This is a genomic window from Nocardia sp. NPDC004151 (assembly GCF_042874235.1).
Classification (GTDB): domain Bacteria; phylum Actinomycetota; class Actinomycetes; order Mycobacteriales; family Mycobacteriaceae; genus Nocardia.
In genome coordinates, this window is sequence record NZ_JBIAMR010000016.1 from 115,443 (window position 1) to 137,884 (window position 22,442).

The 22,442-nt window shown below is 73.5% G+C and carries 2 protein-coding genes; both read right to left on the reverse strand.

All coding sequences use genetic code 11. The features are described from left to right. Positions 1 to 11 precede the first annotated feature (11 nt). Positions 12 to 9,020: an SDR family NAD(P)-dependent oxidoreductase gene (locus tag ACFYTS_RS29495; protein WP_387308789.1), complete on the reverse strand. Its 9,009-nt coding sequence runs from the start codon at positions 9,018 to 9,020 to the stop codon at positions 12 to 14. A 50-nt stretch (positions 9,021 to 9,070) separates the two neighbouring features. Further along, positions 9,071 to 22,357 carry an SDR family NAD(P)-dependent oxidoreductase gene (locus tag ACFYTS_RS29500; protein WP_387308791.1) on the reverse strand — a complete coding sequence of 4,429 codons (13,287 nt, stop codon included), beginning with the start codon at positions 22,355 to 22,357 and terminating at the stop codon, positions 9,071 to 9,073. Positions 22,358 to 22,442 lie beyond the last annotated feature (85 nt).

Here is a 22,442-nt window from a genome sequence, read left to right on the forward strand (position 1 = left end):
GTGTCCTCTTTTCAGCCCAGCTCGTGGTCGGAAATGCGGCCGAGTTCGCCGTCGATGAAGCTCAGGAGTTCCTCGGCCGAGGCGGTGGCGAGGTGTGCGTCGACGGCCTCGGTCGCGGGGTTCTCGGTGACCGGGCTCGCAGCCCAGCGGCCGGCCAGTTCGCGCAGCCGCTCGGCGATCCGGTCGCGGTCGGCCTCGCCCAGGTCGTCGGCGACGCGTTCCCAGCGGTCCAGTTCCGCCCACAGCACGTCGGCGGGGGCGGGCGGCCGGAGAGCGTCGAGGACGAACGCGGCCAGGTCGGCCGGGGTGGGCCGGTCGAAGACGGCGGTGGCGGGCAACGTGGTTCCGGTCGCCAGGGAGAGCCGGTTACGCAGCTGCACCGCGGTCATGGAGTCCATGCCGAGTTCCTGGAACGGGCGGTCGGCCTCGATGCTCAGGGGGTCCGCGATGCCGAGCACCGCGGCCAGCTGAGCACGAACCGTGTCCACCACGGCGTCGAGCTGCTGGGTCTCGTCGAGATCGGCGAGCCGGGCCCGCAGGACCTCGGCGGTGTCGGCCGTGACGGCCGCCGGGCGAATCGGCGCGGATCGCCCTGTGTCGCCCGGGGTTTCGCTGTCGATGCCGAGTTCGAGGGTCCGGAACTCGACGGCTTCGGCGCTGAACACCGGGTTCCCGGCCGGATCGGTCAGATACGCGGTGACCGCGTCCCCGTCCACCGGTCGCACGTGGGCCCGGACGGCGTCCGCGCCCGTGGCGTACAGGCGCACGTTCCGCCAGATGACCGGTGCCAGCACCGAATCCGCGCCGAGGGTGCTCGGCAGAGCCGCGTCCAGCAGTTCCGGGTGCAGGGCGAATCCGGTGGCCTGGATGGCCGATTCGGCGGGCAGGTGGTGCTCGGCGGGCTGGTCGGCCGCCACGGAGGTGCCCGGATCGCCGCCGCGGGCGAGGGCGCCGGTGGCGATGGCGGTCCAGGCGCCGCCCGCGGACCTGGCCCGGATTCCGGCGGTGCGGCGGCCGGTGTCGTCGGCCGCGCCGATGACCACGTGCAGCTGGGCCTCCTGGCCCGCGGGGACGGTGAGCGGCCGGGTCAGTTCCAGCTGCTCGATGTGGTCCGCGCCGACTTCGTCGCCGGCCCGCAGCAGGAGGTCGACGAGGACGGCGGGCGGGACCAGGGTGGTCGCGGGTGTGGTGTGGGCGGCCAGCCAGGGCAGCGCGTTCGGGTTCAGGCCGCCGGTGAGCAGCACGCTGTCGGCGTCGGGCAGGTGCAGCACGCCGGTCAGCACGGGGTGCTCGATCGGGTCGAAACCCGAGGTGGCGGTGGAGGCGGTCGGGTGCAGCCAGTACCGGTCGCGCTGGAACGCGTAGGTGGGCAGGGCGACCCGGCGCGCGCCGGTCCCGGCGAAGAACGCCGCCCAGTCGACGGTCGCGCCGAGGGAGTGCAGTTGCGCCACACCGGCGATGAGGGCGCGGGCCTCCTCGGTGTCGCGGCGTTGCAGGGCGATGGCGGCGGTGTCGGTGACCTGGTCGGCCAGCGGCGTGAGCACCGCGTCGGGTCCGACCTCGGCCAGCACGGTGACGTCGAGGGCAGCCAGAGTGGTTGCGGCATCCGCGAACCGGACCGGCCGGCGAATCTGGTCGACCCAGTACCGCGCCGTGGTGGGCTCGGCGATCCGACCGGTGACGGTCGAGACGAACGGGATGGCCGGTGTGGAGTAGGTGACCGATTCCGCGACGGCGCGGAATTCGTCGAGCATGGGGTCCATCAGGGCCGAGTGGAAGGCGTGGCTCACGGTCAACCGCTTGTGACGGCAGTCCAACTGGGCCACGACCGCCAGGACGGCCTCCTCCGGGCCCGACAGGACCACCGACTCCGGACCGTTCACCGCCGCGATCGACACCAGATCACCCAGCAGCGGCAGCACCGTCGCCTCGGACACCGAGACCGCGACCATCGCGCCACCCGTCGGCAGCGCCTGCATCAACGCGCCACGGGCCGCCACCAGACGGGCCGCGTCGGCCAGCGACAGCACACCGGCCACGTGCGCCGCCGCGAACTCACCCACCGAATGCCCGGCGACGTAGTCGCAGCGAATCCCCCAGTGCGCCAGCAGTCGCGCCAAGGCGACCTCGACGGCGAACAGTGCGGGCTGGGCCGTCCCGGTGCCGTCGAGACCGTCACCGGTGGTGATCAGCTCGCGCAGCGACCGGCCCAGCAGCGGGTCGAGGTGCGCGGCGGCCTCGTCGAACGCGGCGGCGAAGACCGGGAAGCGTTCGTACAGGTCCATTCCCATCCCGAGGCGCTGTGCACCCTGGCCGGTGAAGACGAAGGCGGTGCCGCCCGATCGCGCGGTGACCGGCAGCGCGTCGGCGAGCGCGGCGACCAGTTCCCCGGTGTCGCCGCCGACCACGGCGGCCCGGTGCTCGAAGGGGGTGCGCGCGGTGGCGAGCGAGAACGCGATATCCAGTTCCCGCACGGTCGAATTCGCGAGGAACTCCCGCAGCCGGGCCGCCTGGGCGTCGACCGCGGCCGGCGTGCGACCGGAGATCACCCACGGCACCACCGGCAGTTCCAGCGAGACCGCCTGCGGCTCGGCCGCTTCCGGCTCCGGAGCCTGTTCGACGATGACGTGTGCGTTGGTGCCGCCGAACCCGAACGACGACACACCGGCCCGGCGCGGCTGCCCGGTCTCGGGCCAGTCCCGAACCTCGTTCAGCAGTTCCACGGACCCGGCGGACCAATCCACCTCGGGCGACGGGGTTTCCGCGTGCAGGGTGCGCGGCAGCACGCCCCGGCGCATGGCCTGGATCATCTTGATCACGCCGCCCACGCCCGCGGCCGCCTGCGAGTGCCCGAAGTTGGACTTCAGCGAGCCCAGCAGCAGGGGCCGGTCCCCCGCCCGGTCGCTGCCGTAGGTGGCGAGCAGGGCCTGGGCCTCGATGGGGTCGCCGAGGCGGGTGCCGGTGCCGTGGCCCTCGACCGCGTCGACCTCGGAGGCGAGCAGGGCGGCGTCGGCGAGCGCGTCGCGGATGACGCGTTCCTGGGACGGGCCGTTGGGCGCGGTCAGCCCGTTGGACGCGCCGTCCTGGTTGACCGCGGAGCCGCGCAGCACGGCCAGCACCTCGCGGCCCTCGCGGCGCGCGTCGGAGAGTCGTTGCAGCGCGAGCAGTCCCGCGCCTTCGGCCCAGCCGGTACCGTCGGCGCCCGCGCCGAAGGAGCGGCACCGGCCGTCCACCGACAGGCCGCGCAGGCGGGAGAACTCCACGAACGCCTGCGGCGTGGACATGACGGTCACGCCGCCGGCCAGGGCCAGGTCGCATTCGCCGCGACGCAGGGATTGCGCGGCCAGGTGCAGTGCGACCAGGGACGACGAGCAGGCCGTGTCGACCGAGATCGCGGGTCCTTCGAGGCCCAGCGAGTAGGCCAGGCGGCCCACCGCGATACTGCCCGCACTGCCGGCGAACAGGTAGCCCTCGTGTTCGCCGCCGACGCCGGGGCGCGCGCCGTAGTCGGAGTACATCACCCCCGCGAACACGCCGGTCCGTGAGCCGCGCAGGCTGCGGGGCACGATGCCCGCGGATTCCAGGGCTTCCCAGCCGGTTTCGAGCAGCATGCGCTGCTGCGGGTCCACGGCCAGGGCCTCACGCGGGGACAGTCCGAAGAAGCCCGCGTCGAACAGGTCCGCGTCCATCAGGAATCCGCCGCCGCGGCTGTAGGACCGGCCGGCCTGTTCGGCATCGCTGTCGAACAGCGAGCCCAGGTCCCAACCGCGATTGGTCGGGAATTCCGAGACCGCGTCGACGCCGCGGAACACGAGGTCCCACAACTGGTCCGGATCGGTGACGCCGCCGGGGTAGCGGCAGCCGACGCCGACGATGGCGATCGGTTCGTCGTCCCGGGCGGTCACCGTGGCCGTCGCCACGGCTTGCGGCTTCGCGCCGACCAGCTCACCGGACAGCCGCTCCGACAGGGTCGCGGGCGTCGGGTAGTCGAAGACCAGGGTGGCGGGCAGGCGCACGCCGGTGGCCTCGGCCAGCCGGTTGCGTAGTTCGACCGCGGTCAGCGAATCGAACCCGAGATCCTGGAAGGACCGGTCCGCACCGACCGCGCCGGAGCCCGAATGCCCCAGGACCGCGGCGGCATTGGTGCGGACCAGGTCCAGCAGGGCCGCGGCCCGCTCGGTCTCGGAGAGCTGGGCCAGGCGGGCGGCGAATCCGTCGCGCGGAGACTTGCGGGCGCGGGTCGCGGGGGCCAGGCGGCGGAACATCGCCGGGACGTCGCCGGAGGACCGCAGGGCGGCGGTGTCGAGGCCGGTGACCGCGAGCAGCGGGACGCCGAGGGCCGTGGCCGCATCGAAGGCGTACAGCCCGGCGGCGGTCGGCAGCGGCAGGACGCCGAGGCGGCGGATGCGCTCGCGGTCGACGGCGCTCATCTCGTCGGTGATGCCGCTGGCCTGCTCCCACAGGCCGTACGCGATGGACACCGCGGGGAGTCCGAGCGAGCGGCGGTGCTCGGCGAGCGCGTCGAGGAAGGTGTTGGCGGCGGCATAGTTCGCCTGGCCCGCCGTGCCGACCAGACCCGCCAGCGACGAGAACAGCACGAACGCACCGAGTTCCAGGTCGCGGGTGGCCTGGTGCAGCGCCCAGGCCGCGTCGACCTTGGGCCGCAGCACGCTGGTGACCTGGTCGGGGGTCAGCGATTCCACGATGCCGTCGGCGAGCACGCCCGCGGTGTGCACGACCGCGTGCACCGGGTGCGCGGCGATGACGGCGGCCAGCCCGGCCGGATCGGTGACGTCGCAGGCGAGGACCGTGACTTCCGCTCCGCGCTCGGTCAATTCGGCCCGCAGGTCGGGCGCGCCGGGCGCGTCGAGACCGCGGCGGCTCAGCAGCAGCAGCGAGCGGGTGCCGTGGGTGTCGATCAGATGCCGGGCGAGGGCCGCGCCGAGGGTGCCGGTGCCGCCGGTGATCAGCACCGTGCCCTGTGTCCAGGGATCGGTGTCGACGGTGGCGGCGCGGGCGCGGATCAGGCGCGGGACATGCAGGGCCCCACCGCGAATCGCCACTTGCGGCTCACCGCTCGCGATGGCGGCGTCGAGGGCGTCCCACGAACCGGGGTCGGTGTCGACGTCGACGAGCGTGAAGCGCTCCGGGTGTTCGGTCTGGGCCGCGCGGACCAAGCCCCAGGCTCCGCTCTGCGGCAGGTTCGCGGCGGCGGGACCGGCCGCGGACTCGGTGAGGAACACCAGCCGGGAACTCACGAATCGCTCGTCGACGATGGCGGTGCGCACGACCGCTAGGGCGTGGTGGACGACATCGTGTGCGGCGGAGGGAATCTCCGTGTCCTGCTCGGCGGCGGGCAGCTTGACCACGACCACGGCGGGCGTGCCGGTGACCTCGTCCAGCTCGGCGTACCGGGTCTCCACGCCCGGTACCTCGCCGACCGCCACCCACCCGCTGCGGTCGGATCCCGCGGCGGGAGTGGGGATTTCGCTCCACTCCAGCTCGAACAGCGTCTGGTCCGCACCGGCCGCGGCCTGCGGGCGCAAGGCCAGCGCGTCCACGGCGATGAGGGTCGCGCCGGATCCGTCGGCGATGAGCATGGTGACCGCGTCGCGCCCGGCCGGGGTGATCCGGACCCGCAGCGCCGTCGCCGGGAATTCGGGGATCGCGACCCCGGACCACGAGAACGGCAGCAGCGCGGGCCGATCGGTGTCGGAGATGCCCGGGACCAGCGCGTGCGCCGCGGCGTCGAGCAGGGCGGGGTGCACGGTGAACCGGTCGGCCCCGGCGGCGTACTCGTCGTCGAGGGCGAGTTCGGCGAACAGGTCCTCGCCGCGACGCCACAGCTTGCGCAACCCGTTGAACACCGGGCCGTACTCGTAGCCGTGGTCGGCCGCGCGGTCGTAGGCCCCGGCGAGGTCGACTTCCTGCGCGCCGCGGGGAGGCCACTCGCCGATGACGCCGGGGTCGGTGCTCGCGTCGGCCGCGCCCAGCAGTCCGGTTGCGTGCAGCCGCCAGTCCTGGCCGCCCGCCACGCGGGAGCGGATCTCCACCTGTCGCTTGCCGTTGTCGTCGGCGGCGGCGAGGCTGACCCGGAGCGTCACCGGCTGATCGGTGAGTTCCAGGGGCGCGGCGATGGTGAATTCCTCGACCCGGGAGAGTTCTTCGGCGGCTTCGGCGGCGGCCCGGAAGGCCAGCTCGAGCAGCAGGGTGCCGGGGACGATGGTGGCGCCGTCGATGGTGTGCTGGGTCAGCCAGGGCTGGGTATTGAGGTCGAGCACACCGGTGAGCAGCGCGCCGTCGATGTCGGACAGGTGCAGCACGCCGGTGAGGATCGGGTGGTCGACCGGGTCGAAACCCGAGGCGGCCGAGGCCGTATTGGGGTGCAGCCAGTACCGCTCGCGCTGGAACGCGTAGGTGGGCAGCGCGACCCGGCGGGCGCCGGTGCCGGCGAAGAACGCCTCCCAGTCGATGCCGATGCCGTGCGCGTGCAGGCTCGCGAGACCGCGGACGAGGGTATCGGCTTCGGCGCTGTCGCGGCGCTGCATCGCGATCGCGGGGGTGTCGGTGACGGCTTCCAGCAGCGGGGTGAGGACGGCGTCGGGGCCGATCTCCGCGATGGCGCTGACGCCGAGTCCGGCGAGCGTCGTCGCGGCGTCGGCGAAGCGGACGGCGCCGCGCACCTGGTCCACCCAGTAGTCCGCGCCCGCCGGCTCGGTGACCTGGCCGGTGAGGGTGGAGACGAACGGGATGGTGGACGGCGAGTAGGTGATGGTCTCGGCGGCCGCGCGGAACTGCTCGAGCATGGGGTCCATCAGGGCCGAGTGGAAGGCGTGGCTCACGGTCAACCGCTTGTGACGGCAGTCCAGCTGAGCGACGACCGCCAGGACGGCCTCCTCCGGGCCCGACAGGACCACCGACTCCGGACCGTTCACCGCCGCGATCGACACCAGATCACCCAGCAGCGGCAGCACCGTCGCCTCGGACACCGAGACCGCGACCATCGCGCCACCCGTCGGCAGCGCCTGCATCAACGCGCCACGGGCCGCCACCAGACGGGCCGCGTCGGCCAGCGACAGCACACCGGCCACGTGCGCCGCCGCGAACTCACCCACCGAATGGCCCGCCACCGCACGGACATTCACGCCCCAGGAGCGCAGCAGCCGCCACTGGGCGACCTCGACGGCGAACAGCGCGGGCTGAGCCATACCGGTGCCGTCGAGTCCCTCGCCGCTGGTGATCAGCTCCCGTAGCGAGCGGCCGAGCAGCGGATCCAGCAGGGCCGCGATCTCGTCCAGAGCCTCGGCGTAGACCGGGAAGCGAGCCGCCAGCTCCGCGCCCATACCGATCCGCTGCGCGCCCTGACCGGTGAACACCACGCCCAGCCCGCCCTCACCGGCGACGATGGGCGCGGTGTCGGCGGCGTCCGTGCCGGGCCACAACACGGTGCGGTGCTCGAAGGCGGTGCGCGCGGTGGCCAGCGAGTAGGCGATATCCAGATCACCGGCGGGCGAATCCGCCACGTACTCACGCAGTCTGGCGGTCTGCGCCGCGACGGCCTCGGGCGTTCGGCCCGAGACGAGCCACGGCACCACGGGCAGTTCCACCGTGACCGGCTGCGGCTCAGCGGTTTCCGGAACCGGAGCCTGTTCGACGATCACGTGGGCGTTGGTGCCGCCGAACCCGAACGACGACACACCGGCCCGGCGCGGCTGCCCGGTCTCGGGCCAGTCCCGGGGCTCCACGAGCAGCTCCACCGCCCCCGAGGACCAATCCACCTCGGGGGTCGGGGTTTCCGCGTGCAGGGTGCGGGGCAGCACGCCGTGCCGCATGGCCTCGATCATCTTGATCACGCCGCCCACGCCCGCGGCCGCCTGCGAATGCCCGAAGTTGGATTTCAGCGAGCCCAGCAGCAGCGGCTGCCGGGCGGCCCGGTCGCTGCCGTAGGTGGCCAGCAGCGCCCGCGCCTCGATCGGGTCGCCGAGCCGGGTGCCGGTGCCGTGGCCCTCGACCGCGTCGACCTCACTCGCGGACAGCCTGCTGTCGGCCAGGGCCGCCCGGATGACCCGCTCCTGCGCGGGGCCGGACGGCGCGGTCAGGCCGTTGGACGCGCCGTCCTGATTGATCGCGCTGCCCCGGATGACCGCCAGCACGTCCCGGCCCGCGGCCACCGCGTCCGACAAGCGTTGCAGCACCAGCAAACCAGCGCCCTCGGCCCAGCCGGTGCCATCGGCGCCGGCGCCGTAGGAGCGGCAGCGGCCGTCCTCCGACAGACCGCGCAGACGCGAGAACTCCACGAACGCCTGCGGCGTCGACATCACCGTCACGCCACCGGCCAGCGCCAGGTCGCATTCCCCGCGCCGCAGGGACTGCGCCGCCAGGTGCAGCGCCACCAGCGAGGACGAGCACGCGGTGTCGACCGAGATCGCCGGACCCTCCAGGCCCAGCAGGTACGCCAGGCGGCCCACCGCGATACTGCCCGCGCTACCGGCGAACAGATACCCCTCGAACTCCCCGCCCACACCGGGCCGCGCGCCGTAGTCGGAGTACATGAGCCCGGCGAACACGCCGGTCTGGGTGCCGCGCAGCGCACGCGGCACCAGTCCCGCCGATTCCAGTGCCTCCCAGCCGGTTTCGAGCAGCAGCCGCTGCTGCGGGTCCATGGCCAGCGCTTCGCGCGGGGACAGTCCGAAGAAGCCCGCGTCGAACTGGTCCGCGTCGAGCAGGAATCCGCCGCCGCGACTGTAGGACCGGCCGGCCTGCCCGGCGTCGCTGTCGAACAGCGATCCGAGGTCCCAGCCGCGGTTGGCCGGGAATTCCGAGACCGCGTCCGCGCCCCGGGTGACCAGGTCCCACAGTCCCGCCGGGTTCACGACCCCGCCCGGGTAGCGACATCCCAGTCCCACGACGGCGATCGGCTCGCGCATCGATTCCTCGACGGCGGCCAGCTGCTTGCGGGCCTGGTGGGAATCCGCGATCGCACGCTTGAGGTATTCGCGCAGCTTCGCCTGGTCGGACATCGGCCGTCGCCTTTCGGTTGAGGTCGGAAGAGGAAGGGAGGTGGGGGAATTCAGTCGAGCTCGTCGATGAGCGCGTAGAGCTCGTCGTCGGTCGCCGCGTCGAGATCGCCCTCGAAGCCGGTGTCGGCGGTGACCAGGCTCAGCAGTTCCCGCAGCCGGGCCGCGATGGCCGCGGCCTGGCCGGTGTCGGTGTCGGTCAACGCGGCCGTGATGGACGGTCGCAGGCCGTCGATCAGTTCGAGCACGGGCACTTCGGTGGCGCCGGTGTCGAATCCGAGCTGTCCGGCCAGGTGTTCGGCCAGGGCCGCCGGGTTGGCGTGATCGAAGATCAGGGTGGCGGGCAGCGCCAGGCCGAGCGCCTTGCCGAGGTCGTTGCGCAGTTCGACCGCCATGAGCGAGTCGAAGCCGAGCTCCTGGAAGGACCGGTCCCGGGTGACGGCGGAGTCGTCGTCGTGGCCCAGGGCCGCGGCGGCGCGCGCCCGGACCAGATCGGCGAGCGCCTGGATGCGCGCGTCGGGGTCGAGTCCGGCCAGCCGGGCCGTCGGATCCGGTGCGGTCGAGGCCGGCGCGGCGGCGCGGCGCGCCTTGGTGCGCACCAGGTCCCGCAGCGGCGCGGGCACCCCGGACTCGTTGGCGCGCAGGGCTTCCTGATCGATCCGGGTGACCGCGAGCACCGGTTCCCCGGTGCGGACGGCGGCGTCGAACAAGTCCAGGGCCGCGGCCGGGTCGAGGGGCAGCAGGCCCGAGCGGGCGAGCCGCCGCAGGTCCACGTCCTCGAGGTGGCCGCTGAGTTCGCTGCTCCCGGCCCACAGGCCCCACGCCAGCGAGGTCGCGGGCAGGCCCTGGGCCTGCCGGTGTTCGGCGAGACCGTCCAGGTAGGTGTTGGCGGCCGCATAGTTCGCCTGGCCGGCGGTGCCGAGCAGGCCCGCCACCGAGGAGTACAGGACGAAGGCCGCGGGCCGGTGGGCGAGGGTGAGTTCGTGCAGGTGCCAGGCCGCGTCGAGCTTGGGCCGCAGCACCCGGTCGAGCTGTTCGCGGGTGAGAGCGGTGACGACACCGTCCTCGGTGAGGCCCGCGGTGTGCACGACCGCGCCGATGGTGCGGTCGCCGATAGCGGCGGCGAGCGCGTCGCGGTCGGTCACGTCGGCGGCCACGATGGCGACTCGCGCACCGAATTCGGCCAGCTCCGAGCTCAATTCGGCCGCGCCCGGGGCGGCGGGGCCGCGGCGGCTGAGGAGGAGCAGGTCCCGGGCGCCGTGCTCGGCCACCAGGTGGCGGGCCAGCAGTGTGCCCAGGGTGCCGGTGCCGCCGGTGATCAGGACCGTGCCCCGCGACCAGTCCGGGGTCTCCCCCGCGACCTGCCGCATCCGCTCGAGGCGGGGCGCGAACAGTTCGCCGTCGCGCACCACGACGTGCGGTTCACCTGTGGCGGCGGCCCGGTCCAGGACGTCGCGTGAGCGTTCGGACTCGTCGATCTCGACGACGGTGACCCGGCCCGGGTTCTCCGCCTCCGCCGACCGGACCAGGCCGCGGATGCCCGCGTGGCCGAGTTCGCCCGCGGCGGTGACGATCGCGAGCCGCTCGCCCTCGGACTGCGCGAGCCAGTCGCGGACGGTCTCCAGGGTGGCGTGCAGCACGGCCTTGGGCGAGCCGGTGGGCGCTTCGATGATCTGCACCCCGACGCCGTCGCCCTCGGTCCGCACGGGCCGCAGCCGAGGCACGAGCAGCCCGTCCACCTCGATGGCGGCGGTGACGGCCGTGCGAGCCCGCAGGACCAGCGAATCGACGGTGGCCACCGGCGCTCCGGCGGGATCGTCGGCGTGCAGCGATACCCGCAGCGCGTCGGTTCCGGCGTCCTCCACGTCGATGCGCACCCGCAGCGCGGTCGCTCCGGTCGCGTGGATCCGCACGCCGCTCCACGCGAAGGGCAGCCACGAGCGGGCCGACTCGCCGGTGACGCCCGGCAGCAGCGCGTGCAGCGCGGCGTCGAGCAGAGCCGGGTGCAGGTCGACGTGGTCGCCGTGCCGCGCCTCCGGGAGTTCGACCGCGACGAACAGGGATTCGTCGGTGCGGCGCACCCGCTTCAACCCCTGGAACGCGGGACCGTACTGGTAGCCGAGGTCGTGCAGCCGCTCGTAGACGCCGGTGAGGTCGAACTCGGAGTCGTCGATCGCACCGACGGTGCCCGCGGCGCGGTCCTCGGTGCGGGCGACCACGAATCCGCCGGCGTGGGCGACCCATTCGCCGTCGTCGGTGCGACGCGAGTGGACCTCGGCGGCGCGGCGGCCCAGTTCGTCGGGCAGCCCGATGCCGACCTGGACGGTGGTGCCGCCCGGCGGCAGCACCAGCGGCGCGCCGATGGTGAGTTCGGCCAGCTCGTCGCAGCCGACCCGGCCCGCGGCGTGCAGGATCATGTCGACCAGCGCGGTGCCCGCCACCACCGGCAGGCCGTCGAGGGCGTGATCGGCCAGCCACGGCACGGATTCGACGCCCAGGCGCGTGGTGAAACGCACCTCGTCACGATTCGCGATCGGGACGGCCGCGCCCAGCAGCTCATGGTCGGCGGCCCCCAGGCCCACCCCGGCGAGATTCGGTGTCCGGCCGGCGGGTTCGAGCCAGTACCGCTTGTGCTGGAACGGGTAGGTGGGCGCGGCGACCCGGCGGGCGCCGGTGTACAGGCTGTCCCAGTCCACGCGGTGGCCGCGCATGCCCGCGATCGCCACCGCGGCGGTCAGCGCCTGCCGCTCCGAACGGCCGCGACGCAGCACGGGCGCGGCGAAACCGTCGGTGACGGTGAGGGTCTGCTGCGCCAGCGCGGAGAGCACCCCGTCGGGCCCGATCTCCACGAAGTCGGTGACGCCGGCGCTCTCGAGGTAGCGGATGCCGTCGAGGAAGCGCACCGCGAGGCGGATGTGGCGGACCCAGTACCCGGGGTCGGTCACCTCCTCCACGGTGGCCAGGGTTCCGGTGACATTGGAGACCAGGGGAATGCTCGGCGGCCGGAAGTCCAGATGCGCGATGGCGCGGTGGAATTCGTCGAGCACGTCGTCCATGTGCGGGGAGTGGAAGGCGTGACTGACCGGCAGCTGCCGCACCTTGCGTCCGCGTTCGCGCCACAGCTCGGCGACCGCGGCGGCCGCGTCGGCGTCACCGGAGATGACGGTCGAACGCGGGCCGTTGATCGCGGCGATCACCACGGCGTCGCCGTACCCGGCCAGGTCCGGGGCCAGCTCCGCCTCGGTGGCCTCGACGGCGATCATCGCGCCGTGCGAGCGGGCCGCCTGCATGAGCCGTCCGCGCGCGGAGACCAGCGTCGCGGCGTCGGCCAGGTCGAGCACCCCGGCGGCATGCGCGGCGGCGACCTCGCCGATCGAGTGCCCGGTCAGGTAATCCGGTCGCAGACCGTGACTTTCGACCGTCCGGTACAGGGCCGTCTCGACGGCGAACAGCGCGGCCTGCGCGAAATGCGTCTGGTCGAGCAGCGCCGAGTCCGCGGAGTCCTCCGGAGCGAACAGCACCTCGCGCAGCGGGCGCGCCAGACCGGGGTCCAGCAGCGCGCAGATCTCGTCGAAGACCCCCGCGAAAACCGGTGAGGTCTCGTACAGTTCGCGACCCATCCCGAGCCGCTGACTGCCCTGACCGGTGAACAGCATGCCCAGTTTGCCGCGCGATCCCCGCCGCGCCCGGGCGACGGCGGTGTTCGGCCGGTCCTCGGCGATGTCGTCGAGGGCCCGGGCCAGCTCGGCGGGCCCACCGGTGATGGCGGCGCGCACATCGTGCCGCGCGCGTCCGGTCGCCAGGGTGAGGCCGATATCGGCTGGGCGGGCATCGGTTTCGGCCAGGTGGTCGCGCAGCCGGGCGGCCACCTCCCGCAGTCCGGCGTCGTCCTTGGCGGACAGGATCCACGGCACCGGCTGCTCCGGCGCGACCGCGACGGCGGTCCGCGGGGCGGGCTGCTCCAGGATGACGTGCGCGTTGGTGCCGCTGACACCGAACGACGACACACCGGCCCGGCGCGGCTGCCCGGTCTCCGGCCACGGCCGCGCCTCGGTCAGCAGCCGCACCGCGCCCGACGCCCAGTCCACGTGCGGGCTGGGCGTTTCGGCGTGCAGGGTGCGCGGCAGCACGCCCCGGCGCATGGCCTCGATCATCTTGATCACGCCGCCCACGCCCGAAGCCGCCTGCGAGTGACCGATATTCGACTTCAACGATCCGAGCCACAGCGGCCGGTCGTCCGCGCGGTCGCTGCCGTAGGTGGCGAGCAGCGCCTGCGCCTCGATCGGGTCGCCCAGCCGGGTGCCGGTGCCGTGCGCCTCCACCGCGTCCACCTCGGCGGCGGACAGTCCGGCGTCGGCCAGTGCCGCGCGGATCACCCGCTCCTGCGCCGGGCCCGACGGCGCGGTCAGGCCGTTGGACGCGCCGTCCTGGTTGACGGCGGTGCCGCGCAGCACCGCCAGCACCTCGTGCCCGGCGGCGCGGGCGTCGGAGAGTCGTTGCAGCACCACCAGTCCCACGCCCTCGGACCAGCCGGTGCCGTCGGCGTCGGCGCTGAACGCCTTGCAGCGGCCGTCGGCGGACAGGCCGCGCTGCCGGGAGAACTCGACGAAGGTGTTCGGGGTGGACATCACCGTGACGCCGCCGGCGACGGCGAGATCGCATTCCCCGCTGCGCAGCGACTGCGCGGCCAGGTGCATGGCCACCAGCGAGGACGAGCAGGCGGTGTCGACCGTGATCGCGGGACCCTCGAAACCGAAGGTGTAGGCCAGGCGGCCGGAGATCACGCTGGACAGGTTGCCCGCCAGCAGCAGGCCCTCGAATTCGCCCGCCGCGCCCTGCACCCGGATGGCGTAGTCGTCGTACATGGCGCCGGTGAAGACGCCGGTGCGGCTGCCGCGCAGGGTCGCCGGGTCGATGGCCGCGTATTCCATGGCCTCCCAGGCGGTTTCGAGCAGCAGGCGCTGCTGCGGGTCGGTGGCCGTGGCCTCGCGCGGCGAGATGCCGAAGAAGTCCGCGTCGAACAGGTCGGCGTCGTAGAGGAAGCCGCCGTTCTTGGTCGAGGAGGTGCCCGGCCGTTCGGAGCGCGGATCGTAGAGTTCGTCCACGTTCCAGCCGCGGTTGACCGGGAACTCGCCGATGGCGTCGACACCGTCGGCGACCAGCTGCCACAGGTGGCCGGGCGTGCGGACGTCACCGGGATAGCGGCAGGCCATGCCGACGATCACGATCGGATCGTCCTGGGCAGTCCGGGCTTTCACCGCCACCGTGGCGGCGGCGGGCTGCTTCGGCCGCAGCAGTTCCCCGAGGTGGGTGGCCAGCGCGGTCGGCGACGGGTGGTCGAAGACGACGGTCGCGCCCAGGGTGAAGCCGGTCTCGGCGCCGATCCGGTTGCGCAGTTCGAGCCCGGCCAGCGAGTCGAAGCCCAGTTCCCGGAAGGCGCTGTCGGCGTCGAGGCCGGAGGCCGAATCATGGCCCAGCACGGCGGCGCTCACGCTCAGCACGTACTCCAGCAGCGCGTCGGCGCGCCGATCGTCGGCGAGTGCCGTCATGCGGTCGGCCCAGGTGCCGCCCGCGGTCCGGTTCCCCCGGCGCACCGGTGCGCGCAGGATGGCCGGGGCGGCCGCGGCGGGCACGCCATAGTCGATGGTCGCCGCGACCACGACCGGTTCGGGGCTGCCGAGCGCGGTGTCGAACAGCGCCAGGCCCGTCTCGACCGGCAACGGCGGTGCGCCCAGGCGCTTCCAGCGCTCGATATCGGCCGCGGACAGACCCGTCCCCATGCCGACCGAGGTGTCCCACAGACCCCACGCCAGGGAGCGGGCGGGCAGGCCCGAGGCGGCGCGATGGGCGGCGAGGCCGTCGAGGTAGGCGTTGGCCGCGGCGTAATTGCCCTGTCCCGCCGTGCCGATGGTGCCCGACAGCGACGAGAACAGGATGAACGCGTCGAGATCCAGGTCGGCCGTGGCCCGGTGCAACTGCCAGGCGGCGTCGACCTTCGGGCGCAGCACGGTGTGGATCTGCTCGGCGGTCAGCGCGTCGATCATGGCGTCGGCGAGCGTGCCCGCGGCGTGCACCACCGCCCGCAGCGGACGGTCGGCGGGGATCGCGGCGAGCACCCCGGCGACGGCGTTCGGGTCGGCCATATCGGCCGCGAGCACCTCGACGGTCGCACCGGCGGCGCGCAGGTCGGCGGTCAGGTCCTCCGCGCCGGGAGTGGCCGGGCCGCGGCGGCTGACCAGCAGCAGGTGGCGCACACCGTGTTCGGCGACCAGGTGACGGGCGAACAACGCGCCGAGGCCGCCGGTACCACCGGTGATCAGCGCGGTGCCGTCGGTGCGGATCGGCGTGCCGGTGAATTCGGCTGTGCGCGTGGCGACCCGGGGGATGTGCAGCGCACCGTCGCGGACGGCGAGCTGGGCTTCCCCGGAGGCGGCGGCACGGTTCGGCCACTCCCCGATCTCGTCCTGCGCCGGAATGTCGAGCACCAGCACCCGTCCGGGGTGTTCGCCGGCGGCGACGCGGGCGAGACCCCACACCGCGGCGCCGGCGAGGTCGTCGACCCGCTCGCCCGCGGCGGTCGCCACCGCGCCACGGGTGACGAGGACGAGCGGCGAGCTTGCCTCGGCCAGGTGGCGCTGGATCGATTCGGTGGCCAGGATGGTGGCCGCGTGCACCTCTTCGGGAGTGTCTCCGGGGCCGAGGACGAGGGTCTCGACTTCGGTTCCGGTGGACTCGGATTCGGGCAGCGGCTGCCAGGCGAGGGCGTACAGCGGCGGCCTGGCGACCAAGCCCTCGACGGCGGTGGGCCGGAAGTCCAGCGCCCCGATGACGGCGACCGGGGTGCCGTCGTCGGTGGTGACGGTGATCTCGGCCGACGTACGGCCGGAGCGGATCAGGCGGGCACGCAGCGCGCTCGTGCCCGGAAGGCTCACGCGTACAGCGGAGAACGCGTACGGCAGCAGCATCTCCCGGGGCCCGGCGGCATCGGCCAGGTCCAGCACCAGCGGGTGCAGGACGGCGTCGAGCAGCGCGGGATGGAGGCCGTAGCGACCCGCCTCGTCGATCCGGGCGTCGGGCAGCCGCACTTCCGCGAACAGCGCGTCGCCGGTGCGCCACCAGCGGGTCAGGCCGCGGAAGGCGGCGCCGTACTGGTAGCCGAGGCCGGCGAGCCGGTCGTAGGCGTGCTCGATCGGCTCCTCGACGGCATCCGGTGCGGGCCACTCGTCGCCGAGGCCGGGGGCGGGCGCGGCGGCGAGGTCGAAGAATCCGGAGGCGTGCCGCGACCAGGGCGCGTCCTCGGCGGTCCGGGCGTGGATCGTGAAGGGCCGCCGCTCGTTCGCTCCGGCGGCGCCGGCGATCAGCTGCACCTCCACCGAACCGTCCAGCGGCAGCGCGGCTTCCACCACGACTTCGGAAACCTGTTCGGCGCCCATCAGATTCGCCGCGGCGACGGCGAAGTCCACGAACGCGGCGGCGGGCAGGATCGGCGCACCGGCGATGACGTGGTCGCGCAGCCAGCCGTGTTCGGCGGTGGTCAGGGTGCCGCTGAAGAGCACCTCGTCGCGGTCCGCGCGATCGACCCGGGTGGTGAGGATCGGATGCCCGGCGGCGGGCCGCTCGAGGCCGCCGCGCAGCCAGTAGCTGCCGCGCTGGAACGCGTAGGTCGGCAATTCGACGGTGGCCGAGGACGATTCGACCAGGGCGGTCAGGTCGGCGGGCGCGCCGTGGACGTGCGCGGTGGCCAGACCGGTCACGAAGGTGTCGGCCTCGGGGCGGCCGCGACGCAGCAGGGGCACCGCGATCGACGCCGGGGTCGCGAAGGATTCACGGGCCATGGCGGTGAGCACGGCGTCGGGGCCGATCTCCACGAACAGCCGGATGTCGTCGTCCTCGAGCCGGCGTACGGCGTCCAGGAAGCGCACGGTGCCGCGTAACTGACGCACCCAGTAGTCGGGCGAGGTGAGATCGGCCCGCTCGGGCGAGAGCGCGGACACCACGGGAATCACGGGGTCGGTGAAGGACACCGACTCGGCGACGGCCCGGAACTCCGCCAGCGCGGAATCCATGTGCGCGGAGTGGAAGGCGTGGCTGACCCGCAGCGTGTGCGTGCGATGACCGGCGGCCCGCCACCGCTCGGCGACGGCCTCGGCGGCGTCGGTGTCACCGGAGATCACCACGGAGGCAGGTCCGTTCACCGCCGCGATATCCACCGCGTGCCCGTCGAGCGATGCGGCCACCTCGTCGGCGGGCGCGCCGATGGCGATCATCGCCCCACCCGCGCGCGCCGCCTGCATCAGCCGACCGCGCGCGGCCACCAGCTTCGCGGCGTCGGCCAGTCCGATACCACCGGCGACGTGCAGCGCCGCCAGCTCACCGATCGAATGACCGGCCACCGCATCGGGAATCAGGCCCAGCTCGCGGCACAGCGCGGCGAGCGCCACCTCCACCGCGAACAGGGCGGGCTGGGTGTACTCGGTCCGGTCCAGGGCGTCGATATTGTCGCGAACGACCTCGCGCAGCGGCAGTGCCAGCCACGGGTCGAAGGCCGCGCACACCTCGTCGAAGGCCGCGGCGAAGGCGGGGAAGGCGGCATGGAGCTCCTGCCCCATACCGAGACGCTGCGCCCCCTGACCGGTGAACAGGAACGCGGTGCGCACAGCACGTGCGGCCCGTCCCGAAACCAGCTGCGGCGCAGCGGTTCCATCGCGCAGAGCAGCCAGACCGGACCGGAAATCCGCGTGCGTGCGGCCGACCACGACCGCGCGTTCGGGCAGCAGCGCCCGGGTCCGCACCAGCGAGTCCGCGAAGGCGCCGATCGACGCTTCCGGCCGCGCGGCGAGGAACTCGTCCAGCTTGCCCGCCTGCGCGCGCAGGGCCTGCCGGTCCCGGCCGGACACCAGCCACGCCACCGGCCGCGCGACCGCGCCGCCCGCGAATGCGGCTGCCCCGGACGGGGCTACCGAGCGTGCGTTCTCAGATCCAGCGGACGTGGATGTGGCGGGAGCGGATGCGGCCACCCCGGCTTCGGTCTGCGCGGCTGCGGCGACCACGGTTCTGGTCGGGTCGGAGGTGTCCGCGGGGAATGCGGCTGCAGGGGAAACGGACTCGCCCTCTTCGAGGACCAGGTGGGCGTTGGTGCCGCTGATGCCGAAGGAGGACACACCGGCCCGGCGCGGGTGCGCCCCGCGCGGCCAGTCGCGCCGCTGGGCCAGCAGTTCGATGCTGCCCGCCGACCAGTCGACGTGCGGCGTGGGCGCGTCGAGGTGCAGGGTTCCGGGCAGCACGCCGTGCCGCATGGCCTGCACCATCTTGATCACACCGGCCACACCGGCGGCGGCCTGCGCGTGGCCGATGTTCGATTTCAACGATCCCAGATACAAGGGCCGGCCCGAGTCACGCTGTGCGCCATAGGTCGCGAGCAGGGCGTCGGCCTCGATGGGGTCGCCCAGCGCGGTGCCCGTGCCGTGGGCCTCCACCGCGTCGACCGCCCCGGCGGTCAGCCCGGCGTCGGCGAGGGCCGCGCCGATCACGCGCCGCTGCGCGGGACCGTTGGGCGCGGTCAGGCCATTGGACGCGCCGTCCTGGTTGATGGCGGTGCCGCGAATGACACCGAGCACCCGGTGGCCGTTGCGGCGCGCGTCGGAGAGCCGCTCCAGCAGCAGCACGCCCGCGCCCTCGGCCCACGCCGTGCCGTCCGCGGCGGCCGCGAACGGCTTGCAGCGGCCGTCGGGCGCCAGGCCGCGCTGGCGCGAGAACTCCACGAACATCCCGGGATTGGCCATCACGGCCGCGCCACCGGCCAGCGCCAGGGCGGATTCCCCCGCGCGCAGCGAGCGCACCGCGAGGTGGATGGCGACCAGCGACGAGGAGCACGCGGTGTCCACGGTCAGCGCCGGGCCGAGCAGGCCCAGCTGGTAGGCGATGCGACCCGACATCACGCTGTTCGCGGTACCGGTCAGCACGTAGCCCTCGGTGCCCGCGGTGGGCGTGTGCATGCGGGGGCCGTAGTCGGAGACGGTCGCACCGACGAACACTCCCGTGCGCGATCCGGCGAGCGACTGCGGATCGATGCTCGCGTGTTCGATGGCCTCCCAGGAGGTTTCGAGCAGCAGCCGCTGCTGCGGGTCCATGGCCAGCGCCTCGCGCGGCGAGATGCCGAACAGGCCCGCGTCGAACTCGTCGGCGTGGTCGAGGAAGCCGCCGACCCGCACGTAACTGCCGCCGGGCCGGTCCCCGGCGAAGAGAGCCTCGTCCCACCCGCGGTCGGCCGGGAATTCGGTGATGGCGTCGATGCCGTCGGCCACCACCCGCCACAGGTCGTCGGGTCCGGCGATGCCGCCGGGATAGCGGCAGGCCATGCCGACGATGGCGATGGGCTCGTCGCCCGCGGCCGTGAACGCCTCGGCCGCACCGTCGTTCGCGGTGCCGGTGAGCGCGGCGTTCAGGTAGTCGATCAGGGCCGCAGGCGTCGGGTAGTCGAACAGCAGCCCGCCGGGCAGGCTCAGGTCGGTGGCGCGCGCGAGCGCCTTGCGCAGTTCCACCCCGAGCAGGGAATCGAACCCGAGATCACGGAAGCGGGCGTGGACGTCGACGCGTTCGGTGGCGTCGAAGCCGAGCACGGCCCGGATGTGGCCGGTGACCAGGGCATCCACATCGATGTCCGCCACCGCGGGAGCGGCGGCCGCCACCTCCGCCGGGGCGGGCGCGGCCGTCGCCGGGGCGACAGCGGGCACGGACGCTCCCCCCAACAGCGGATACCTGCGGCGCTGGAACGGATACGTCGGCAGGTCCACGACCCGCGCACCGGACCCGGAGAACAGTGCGGGCCAGTCGATCCGCGCACCCCGGGTGAACAGCTGCCCCGCCGCGGTCACGATGGTGACGGGTTCGTCCCGGCCCGGACGCAGCGCCGGGACGGCGGTGATCCGCTCGGCGTCGACGGCCGCGTCGGCGATCATGGCCGAGCACACCCCGTCGGGTCCGAGTTCGAATACCTGTCTCACGCCGTAGGTTTCGAGCGCTCGGACGGCGTCCATGAATCGGACCGGCTGCCGGATGTGCTGCACCCAGTAGTCCGCCGACGCCCACTCCTGCGCGGGTCCGCCGGTCACCGAGGACACCGCCCGCAGGGTCGGCTGAGCGAAGGTCAGGGTCCGTACCACCGCCGCGAACTCGTCGAGCATCGGCTCCATGAGCGGCGAGTGGAAGGCGTGGGAGACCTTGAGCCGCTTGGTCTTCCGCCCCATGGCGGAAACCCGGGCGGCGACCTCGACCGCGCCGTGCTCCGATCCGGCGATGACGACCGCGCGCGGCCCGTTGACGGCGGCGATCCCCAGCTCGGGCAGTCCGGCCAGCAGTGGCGCGACCTCGTCCTCGGTGGCCTCCAGCGCGATCATCGCGCCGCCGCTCGGCAGCGCCTGCATGAGCCGTCCGCGCGCCGCGACCAGGGTGGCCGCGTCGGCGCGCGACAGCACCCCCGCCACGTGTGCCGCGGCAATCTCACCGATGGAGTGACCGGCGACGAAATCCGTTGCGATACCACAGGATTCGACCAACCGATACAGCGCCACCTGCACCGCGAACAGCGCCGGCTGCGCGTAGCCGGTCTCGTCCAGGTCCACGCCGGTGGCGATGAGGTCGCGCAGCGGGCGGTCCAGGACCGGATCCAGATGCGCGGCGATGGCGTCGAATTCCGCTGCGAATACTGGGAATTCGCGGTAGAGCTCCTGGCCCATCCCGATCCGCTGACCGCCCTGGCCGGAGAACACCACCGCGGATTCGCCCGGCTCGACCGAACCGGTCACCAGCTGCGGCGCGGGCAGCCCCGCGGCGAGCGCCTCGAGCGCGCGCTGCCGGGCCGGGCCGTCACCCGCGGCGACCACGGCGCGGTGGTCGAACGTCGTCCGGGTGGTGGCCAGTGACCAGCCCACATCGGCCAGATCCGGCGAGGCGAGTTCCGCGAGCCGCTTCGCCTGGCTCGCGAGCGCTTCGGGCGTGCGCGCCGAGAGCACCCACGGCACGACCGCGAGCGTACGGCCCGCCGCGGTCACCGGCTCGCGCTCCGGCGCTTCACCCACCACGAGGTGGCAGTTGGTGCCGCCCATGCCGAACGAGCTCACACCCGCGAGCAGCGGCGCAGTGGGCTCGGGCCACTCCGAAAGCTCGGTCTGCACAGCGAGATTCAGCTCACCGAACGGGATCGCGGGATTCGGGTCCGAGAAGTTCAGGCTCGGCGGCAACTGCCGATTGCGCAGGCACAGCAGCACTTTGAGCAGTCCGGCCAGCCCGGCCGCGCCCTCCAGGTGCCCGATATTGGTCTTCACCGAGCCGATCGGGAGCGGCCGGGTCCGCCCCGACCCCAGTACCGCGCCGAGCGCGGCCGCCTCGATCGGATCACCGACCGGCGTCCCGGTGCCGTGTGTCTCGACGTACTGGACCTGTGCCGTGGACACCCCGGCCCGCCGGTACGCCTCCCGCAGGACCTGCTCCTGGGCGGCCCGCCCGGGCACCGTGAGTCCCTCGGTCGCACCGTCATTGTTGACCGCGCTGCCGTGGATCACGCCGTGGACGCGGTCACCGGCCGCGATGGCGTCGGCCAGCGGCTTCAGCAGCAGCGCCACCGCGCCCTCACCGCGCACGAATCCGTCGGCGCTCGCGTCGAAGGCGGCGGAGGTGCCGGTGGGCGACAGCCCGCCGAAACGCTCGGTCGCGACCGCGGTCGCCGCGGACAGGTTCAGGTTGACACCGGCCACCAGGGCCGTGGACGCCTCGCCGGCGCGCAGGCTCTGGCACGCCAGGTGCACCGCCACCAGGGCCGAGGACTGCACCGAGTCGACGGTCAGGCTGGGCCCGTGCACGCCGAGGAAGTAGGAGACCCGGTTGGCGATCACGCCGCGGCTGGCGCCGGTCAGGCTGTGATGGGTGATGGCGTCCTCGGGCAGGGTGCCGAGCAGCGCGGCGTAGTCGTCGCGGTGGGTGCCGACCAGTACCGCGGTATCGCCGCCGCGCAACTGCTCGGGCCGGGTGCCGGCGTCTTCCAGGGCCTCCCAGGCGAGTTCGAGCACCAGCCGCTGCCGCGGATCCATCGCGGCCGCCTCGCGCGGGGAGATCCCGAAGAACGGCGCGTCGAAGCCCTCGATATCGGCCAGGAACGCGCCGCGCCGCTCGGGACGGTCGCCCGCCCCGGCGTACGCGGCGCGGTCGTCGGGCCAGGAGGAGATGGCGCTGGTGCCCGAGCTCAGCAGTTCCCAGAACTCGGCGGGGTTGCCCGCGCCGGGTAGGCGGCACGCGAATCCGATGACGGCGATCCCGGCATTATCGGTGGCGTTGTTGGAACTCAAAACGGCTCTCCCCCTTGCCCATTCGGCACGTGGTGTGGAAGTGACGCCATCAGAAGGCGCGATTTCAACGTAGCCGTGCGATCGG

Bases quoted from the DNA above. Each gene is read 5' to 3' on its own strand.
- ACFYTS_RS29495 (WP_387308789.1), bottom strand. From the start codon at position 9,020: ATGTCCGACCAGGCGAAGCTGCGCGAATACCTCAAGCGTGCGATCGCG.